The 7,281-nt window shown below is 42.5% G+C and carries 6 protein-coding genes and 1 tRNA gene; 6 read left to right on the top strand and 1 reads right to left on the bottom strand.

The window, feature by feature from the left end; all coding sequences use genetic code 11:
* Positions 1–132: 132 nt before the first annotated feature.
* Both GPK58_RS07400 and GPK58_RS07395 read left to right on the top strand, forming a co-directional pair.
* Positions 133–203, top strand: a tRNA-Trp gene (locus GPK58_RS07400).
* A gap of 178 nt (positions 204–381) precedes the next feature.
* A complete protein-coding gene (locus GPK58_RS07395; protein WP_215638436.1) occupies positions 382–1,143 on the top strand; it encodes a hypothetical protein in 762 nt (253 codons plus the stop codon).
* Between the two features lie 379 nt (positions 1,144–1,522).
* Here GPK58_RS07395 and GPK58_RS07390 read toward each other — a convergent pair whose 3' ends face one another.
* On the bottom strand, positions 1,523–2,116 hold the full coding sequence (locus GPK58_RS07390; protein ID WP_215638435.1) for a 50S ribosomal protein L25: 594 nt from the start codon (positions 2,114–2,116) through the stop codon (positions 1,523–1,525).
* A 648-nt stretch (positions 2,117–2,764) separates the two neighbouring features.
* Here GPK58_RS07390 and GPK58_RS07385 point away from each other — a divergent pair.
* From GPK58_RS07385 to GPK58_RS07370, 4 genes are all read left to right on the top strand, one after another.
* A complete protein-coding gene (locus tag GPK58_RS07385) occupies positions 2,765–3,901 on the top strand; it encodes an ABC transporter ATP-binding protein (protein WP_059086348.1) in 1,137 nt (378 codons plus the stop codon).
* A gap of 79 nt (positions 3,902–3,980) precedes the next feature.
* Positions 3,981–4,844, top strand: a complete 864-nt coding sequence (locus tag GPK58_RS07380; protein ID WP_015525321.1) for a carbohydrate ABC transporter permease — start codon at positions 3,981–3,983, stop codon at positions 4,842–4,844.
* A complete protein-coding gene (locus tag GPK58_RS07375; protein ID WP_022427089.1) occupies positions 4,844–5,761 on the top strand; it encodes a carbohydrate ABC transporter permease in 918 nt (305 codons plus the stop codon). The genes GPK58_RS07380 and GPK58_RS07375 overlap by 1 nt, the downstream gene beginning before the upstream one ends.
* A 143-nt stretch (positions 5,762–5,904) precedes the next feature.
* Positions 5,905–7,266 carry an ABC transporter substrate-binding protein gene (locus GPK58_RS07370; RefSeq protein ID WP_215638434.1) on the top strand — a complete coding sequence of 454 codons (1,362 nt, stop codon included), beginning with the start codon at positions 5,905–5,907 and terminating at the stop codon, positions 7,264–7,266.
* The last annotated feature ends 15 nt before the right edge of the window (positions 7,267–7,281 follow it).

Raw genomic sequence — 7,281 nt, 5'->3', positions numbered from 1 at the left:
TGAGGGCTTGACCAAGAAACGCAGGTTAAGAATTGATTCAAAGAGTTTGATTAACGATCAACAAGCATGTATGTAGTTTTGAGAGTACAATGTAAAAGAATTTGTGGCCAACAGCCACTTTTTCTTGTATATAGGGGATTGGTCAAATGGTATGATAGGGGTCTCCAAAACCTTTGGTGGGAGTTCGATTCTCTCATCCCCTGCTCCTTAGGAGCCTGAAAGCCTTTAAAATCAAGGCATTCAGGCTCTTTTGCTTTGTCTAAAAAGGGCAGGGTACCAACTTTGGGGCTCTGCCAAAATCCAGACAAAAAGGAGGTTGCACGTCAAAGATTTCTTCCCCGGTATGATTGCAAATTAGAACATTTTGAGCAAGAGATGGAAATGAATTACGATGAATTTGTGTCATATTTATTAAAGAAATATGGACCAGCTAAATATGATTATTTTACAAATGCTACTTGTAAAACTAAAAGTAAGCGAATTTCAAGAACTAAAGAAGGGTTATTTTGTCATCATATAGATGAAGATAAAGGCTATATGCTTTCGCATACAGGATGTGCATTAGAACAACCGTTTGAGTACCAAAAAGCAGAACGTCTAGTTTATTGTAATTATATTGAACATTTATTACTTCATATATTGATTGGAAAAAACGCTTTTTGGTCTAAACGTCAAAAGTTAATTGCACCTAAGCAATTTTCTTATTTCATTGTTCCAGGTGTTTCTTATATTTGTTCAGAAATAAATTTGTTGTATGACCAAAATGGAAGTTCTGTAGAATGGAGAAATAGGTGTTTTAAAAAAATAGAAAACAATTTTGAAGATTATATTTACATATTAAATTCATTTATTCAATATATAGTGGACAATTATTCTGGAAATATAAATCAAAAAGAAATTATGGTGGGACAACATCTTATCCACAAAGAACTGGGAGAAGGCATCATTACTGATATAGATGGTGAAGAAATATTTTCGGAAGTGACTATTCAATTTGCAAATTGTAAGAAAGTCATTTATAGAAATCAGATTGATAAAGGAGATTATCATAAGGAAATAAGGAACATTAAAGAGAACCTTGCTTCCGATACATATAGTAATGTGATAATAAAATCTGTATATAATCGTTTAGTAGTAGAGTGAGGTTAAGAAACAAGGCGAAGCCGATACGCCGTAGGGCAGTTTTTGACGGAGAGTTTATAGATCGCTAACAAAAATTTATTAAGGAGTGTTGATATGTGTCAGGCTGTACAGGAAATGTGTGATGATGCAAGAGCAGAAGGCAGAACACAGGGGTTTACAGAGGGTGAAAGTATTGGGCTTCAGAAACAGGCGCTGCTTACAGCATAGAAAATGCTCAAAGACAGCAGATTTACACTGGAAGATATCTCTAATTTTTTCGGGTTGCCGCTGGATGAGATAAAGAAATTACAAATGAAATAACATTCTTAGAATTATGTAAACAAAACCAGGGGATTGCCACCAGGCAATCCCCTGAAATATTTCATATGAAATTATAAAATTATTTCGCTTCAGCTTCAGCGCCTTCAGCGTCCTCATCCTCTTCCGGAGCTGCCTCATACTCACCGATATGAACAACAACTGCATCCTCAGGTGTAACGAAGTGAACCTGTTTGCCTTCCGGGATCGGGAGGTCTTTTACATGGATATCACGGACGTCTGCAGGATAGCCGTTGAAGTCGATGACGATGGTGTCAAGAAGGTTGGCCGGATCTGCTTTGTAGTGGATCTCTTCCATCTCCTGCTCAACGATACCCTGAACCATGTCGGTGTGCTCCAGTTTGACAGCGACTGTTGTGGAAACCTTCTCACCGGCTACCAGTGCCTGGAAATCCAGAGCCATCAGCTGTTTTTCAATTGGATTATAGTCAATATTTTTTACCAGGGCATCAACTTTTTCGCCTTCGATGTCCAGGTAAACCTGTGTACCTTCTTTATTTGCTTTAATGAATTTGGCTGCCTCGGCACCGTTAAACTGAAGTGCTACAGGCTCTTTCATTTCTTTTCCACTAAGAATTCCTGTGACGTAACCCTCACGTCTTAATTTTTTAGCTTTTACATTCGGGTTTCTTTTCTCTGCTTTCAATGTGATCATGTCAAATTCCTCCTCCTGATGCATGGATTCCGGTAATGTTGCTGTTCGCGCTGTTCGCAGTAACACGAATTCTGCATTTCTTTTCTGACTGGGATTATTATAGCACTTCTCGGACGAGGTGGCTAACAAAAAGTTAGAAAATTTAAGAACAATATTTTGTATTGTTTAACTTATATACAAAACTTCAAGGGTAAAATTAGACAAAAACAAAGCATATATTTGAAATTTTACAGAAAAAATTAAAACAACATAAAAAATTGCACAAATCAAGTGATCATAAAAGCCTGAAAGTTGGCATTTATCTGGAAGAGAGGCAAGTATTAAATATGAATATTCTATTTTTATTTGATTCAGATATGCGAGGAGACGGGAAATATCCATATTGCCGACATATTGGGGAGAGCTGTTGTGATCAATGTAATAAAAATTGGAAGATATGATGCAGGACAGAGATGACGGCGAAAGAAGGTGGCAACATAACGCGATGGGTATTTTACTCTGGAGAAAGAATTTAACGGAATTGCATATAATTTCTGAAACAATTTAACATACAATTCACAAAGCTTTATCTCAATCACGATATCTGAACAGCCGGAAAAATACTATACTACAAACTATGTGAGCGAGAGATGAGAAAGGAGATAAGTAATGTCAGAAATTGCACTTAGAAATGTATGTAAGCAATTTGATTCGGAGCATTACGGTGTGAAGGATTTTAATCTTGATATACATGATAAAGAGTTTGTGATCTTTGTAGGTCCGTCCGGATGTGGAAAATCCACCACTTTGCGTATCATCGCAGGCTTGGAGGAGATCACAGACGGTGAGCTGTGGATCGACGGTGAGCTTTCCAATTATCTGGAACCGAAGGAGAGGGGAATGTCCATGGTGTTCCAGAACTATGCCTTATATCCGAACATGACAGTTTATGGAAATATGGCATACGCCCTGAAGATCCGTAAGCTTCCGAAGGATGAGATCGACAGAAAGGTCCATGAGGTGGCAAAGATCCTGGAGATCGACCAGCTTCTTGACCGGAGGCCGGCGGCTCTTTCCGGCGGTCAGAAACAGCGAGTTGCCATTGGAAGTGCAATTATCCGGAAGCCGAAAGCCTTTCTCATGGATGAGCCCCTTTCCAACCTGGATGCAAAGCTCCGTGCTCAGATGCGTGTGGAGCTTGTGAAATTACATAAACAGCTGGACACCACCATTATTTATGTAACGCACGACCAGACAGAGGCCATGACTCTTGGGACTAAGATCGTGGTCATGAAGGATGGTCTGATCCAGCAGGTGGGAGCGCCGCAGAGTATTTATGACAATCCGGTAAATCTTTTCGTGGCAGGCTTCCTTGGTTCTCCGTCCATGAACTTTTTCCGGTGTACGGTAAAAGCAGAAGAAAATAATCGCACGGCCCTTCTTCTGGATGATGCCAAAACTGTGAAAAAGGTTTATCTGGACGGAACCAGAGGAAAACAGATCGCAGACAGATATAACGGCAGACACGTGATCCTCGGAATCCGTCCGGAGGATATCTACGAGCTGGACGAGGCGAAAAAGCTTGGTATTGAAAATGAAAGCGTAGATGTAGATGAGCCTGTAGTAAACCGCGAGATGCTGGGAGCGGAAGTGATCCTCTATTTTGATGAGCAGGGCAAAACCCTGGCAGTCCGCTTAAGTCCGGAAAATCAGACACAGGTAGGGGAGAAGGTTTCTCTGTATTTTGATATGGAGAAGGCCCATGTGTTTGATCCGGAGACAGAAGAAAATATTTTTGTGTCATGAATTTATGTCACGGAAAAGCTTGAGTGCAGGCAGATCAGCCTGTAAATAGAATCTGATTATGCAAGGAGGAGAAATAGTTATGGAAAATAACAGCAAAAGCAAGATCACACCGTACTTATATCTGGTGCCGTGTATGCTTATTTTTGGAATTTTTCTGTTTTATCCGTTTGTGAAAACAATTTATTTAAGTCTTTACAAGACCAACAAGATGGGACAGGCAAAGCTGTACGTTGGTCTGGGCAATTATAAAGAGCTGCTTCAGTCAGCATCCTTTATCAACAGTCTGAAGGTAACGCTGATCTTTGTGCTGATCGTTGTGGTCGGCGGCATGCTTCTTGGTCTGATCGCAGCAGTGCTTTGTAACAAGGCGTTTCCGGGAATCCGGGTGTTCAGTACATCCTATGCTCTGCCAATGGCTATTGCATCCAGCTCTGCAGCAATGATCTTCCAGATCATGCTCCACCCGGCAGTAGGTATTGTGAATAAGCTTACCGGCCTGGATATCAACTGGCTGAACGATCCGAACACGGCTCTGATCTGCGTAGCCATTCTTACTGCGTGGCTGAACAGCGGGATCAATTTTCTGTATTTTTCCGCAGGACTCGGAAATATTGATGAGACCATTTATGAGAGAGCTTCTGTGGATGGAGCCAGCAGTGTGCAGCAGTTTTTCAGCCTGACGCTTCCGGGACTTTCCCCGATCATGTTTTACACACTGGTGGTAAATATCATACAGGCATTTCAGTCCTTTGGACAGATCAAGATCCTGACAGAGGGTGGTCCTAATGAGTCTACCAATGTTATTGTTTATTCCATTTACAGGGATGCGTTTTTTAACTACCGCTTCGGAAGTGCGGCAGCCCAGTCGGTTATCCTGTTTGTGATCATCATGATCATCACACTGATCATGTTCCGTATTGAGAAGAAGGGAGTGAATTACTGATGAGCCAGATGGAAAATATGGCAGTCCCGGCAGTGGGAAATATGTCAAAAGAGGAGCTTCTGGAGCTGAAAAAAGCTATGAATGCAAAAGCTCTTGCAAAGAGAAGAACAAGAACAGCACTCCGTGTTACGGCAAATGTTGTGTTTGCGGTTCTGATCCTGCTTCCATTGCTTTATGCCATCAGTATTGCACTGATGCCTTCCAGTGAACTGTTTACTACAGAGTTGAATCTCTTTCCCAAGAATCCGACCTTTTCCAACTTTATCAATGCATTCCGCACCGTTCCACTTCTCCGATTCATATTGAATTCCTTTATCATGGCGGGATGCATTACCATCGGACAGATCATTACCTGTTCTCTTGCTGCTTTTGCGTTTTCTTTCCTGGAATTCAAAGGAAAAGGTATTCTCTTCATGGTTGTGATGGCAACCATGATGGTTCCGGGAGAGGCAACGATCATTTCCAACTACCTGACGGTATCAAGCTGGGGAATGCTGGATACTTATCAGGTACTGATCGTGCCTTACCTTACATCCGCAATGGGAATTTTCCTGTTCCGCCAGTTTTACATGACTTTCCCGATCTCACTGTATGAATCGGCAAAGCTTGACGGCTGCAGCAATCTGAAATTTATCGTAAGGATCCTGCTTCCGCTGACAAAATCCGCTATTGGCGCTATGGCAGTGTATACTTTTATCAACGCATGGAATATGTACATGTGGCCGCTGCTTGTAACAGGCTCCAACAATATGCGAACCGTTCAGATCGGTATCAGTATGCTGGATAGTGTGGATTCACAGTCCATCACCCTGATGATCGCAGGCGTTGTTATGATCATCATTCCGTCCATTTCCATTTTTATCGTTGGACAGAAACAGCTGATCAGAGGAATGTTCTCGGGTGCAGTCAAGGGCTGATATCGGAGCAGGCAGCAACCCTGCAGCATCCTGCTGTAAGGGGGAAAATATTGCAAAAAGATACTGCAAAGTCGTAAGACGGGCAGTTCATCTTATATAAAAAAATGAAAAAAGAGAAAATTTTTCAAGAGGAGAAAAAAGTTATGAAGAAAAAAATCATCGCAGCTTTCCTTACCACAGCAATGACTATCGGTTCTCTTTCCGGAGTAACTGTATTTGCCGCAGATGCCGGCACAGATGAAAAAGTGGAAATGGCAGATGCTTCCGATGTAGACGGAACTACCATTACCTTCTGGCATTCCATGGGTGGTGTCAATGGCGAGGCGATCGATACACTGGTAAAAAAATTCAACGATGAGAACGAATACGGAATTACGGTAGATGCTCAGTATCAGGGTGAATATGATGATTCCCTGAACAAGCTGAAAAGTGCACAGATCGGAAACATGGGTGCGGATCTTGTACAGGTATATGAGATTGGAACAAGATTCATGATCGATTCCGGATGGATTGTGCCTATGCAGCAGATGATCGACGCAGACAGCTACGATGTATCTGAGATCGAGCCGAACCTGGCTGCATACTACACCATCGACAATGAGCTGTACTCCATGCCGTTCAACTCTTCCACACCGATCATGTATTACAACAAGGACATGTTTGATAAAGCAGGCATCACAGAAATTCCGGACAGCCTGGAGGGCATCGGTGAGATCGGACAGGATCTTCTGGACAAAGGCGGCGCAGGCGAGGTAATGTCTCTTGGAATCTACGGATGGTTTTTCGAGCAGTTTATCGGAAAGCAGGGCCTTGAGTATGCAAACAACGGAAACGGACGTGAAGAGGCTGCTACAGCTGTTGCTTTTGACGAGAACAGTGCTGCAAAAAATATCCTTACAGCATGGAAGGATCTTAACGACAAGGGCTTCGCACCGGTCGTAGGAAAGGGAGGCGATGCAGGTCTGGCAGATTTTTCTGCAGGAAAATCTGCGATCACTCTTGGCTCCACAGCTTCCCTGAAACAGATCCTTCAGGATGTAAACGGAAAATTTGAGGTTGGTACTGCATACTTCCCGAAGATCAAATCCAGTGACGAGGGCGGTGTTTCCATCGGAGGTGCATCTCTTTGGGCACTGAACAACAATGATCCGAAAAAGCTTCGTGCAACATGGGAGTTCGTAAAATTCCTGATCTCTCCGGAGTCTCAGGCTTACTGGAACGCACAGACCGGATATTTCCCTGTAACTGTAAAGTCTCAGGAAGAGCAGGTATTTAAGGATAATGTTGCAAAATATCCGCAGTTCCAGACAGCGATCGACCAGCTCCATGATTCTTCCGCCGACTATGTAGGCGCTCTGTTAAGTGTATTCCCGGAGGCAAGAGCTACCGTGGAATCCGAGATTGAGAGCATGCTCAACGGAAAAGAGGATGTGGATACAGCTGTGAAAAACATGGCAGATTCCATCAACAAATCCATCGAAGAGTATAACCTGGTGAATGAATAATTCGAAAAGGCGTGG

The sequence above is a fragment of the Blautia sp. MCC270 genome, assembly GCF_018785605.1.
GTDB lineage: Bacteria > Bacillota > Clostridia > Lachnospirales > Lachnospiraceae > Blautia_A > Blautia_A fusiformis.
This window is presented reverse-complemented; position numbering and strand designations above follow the sequence as displayed.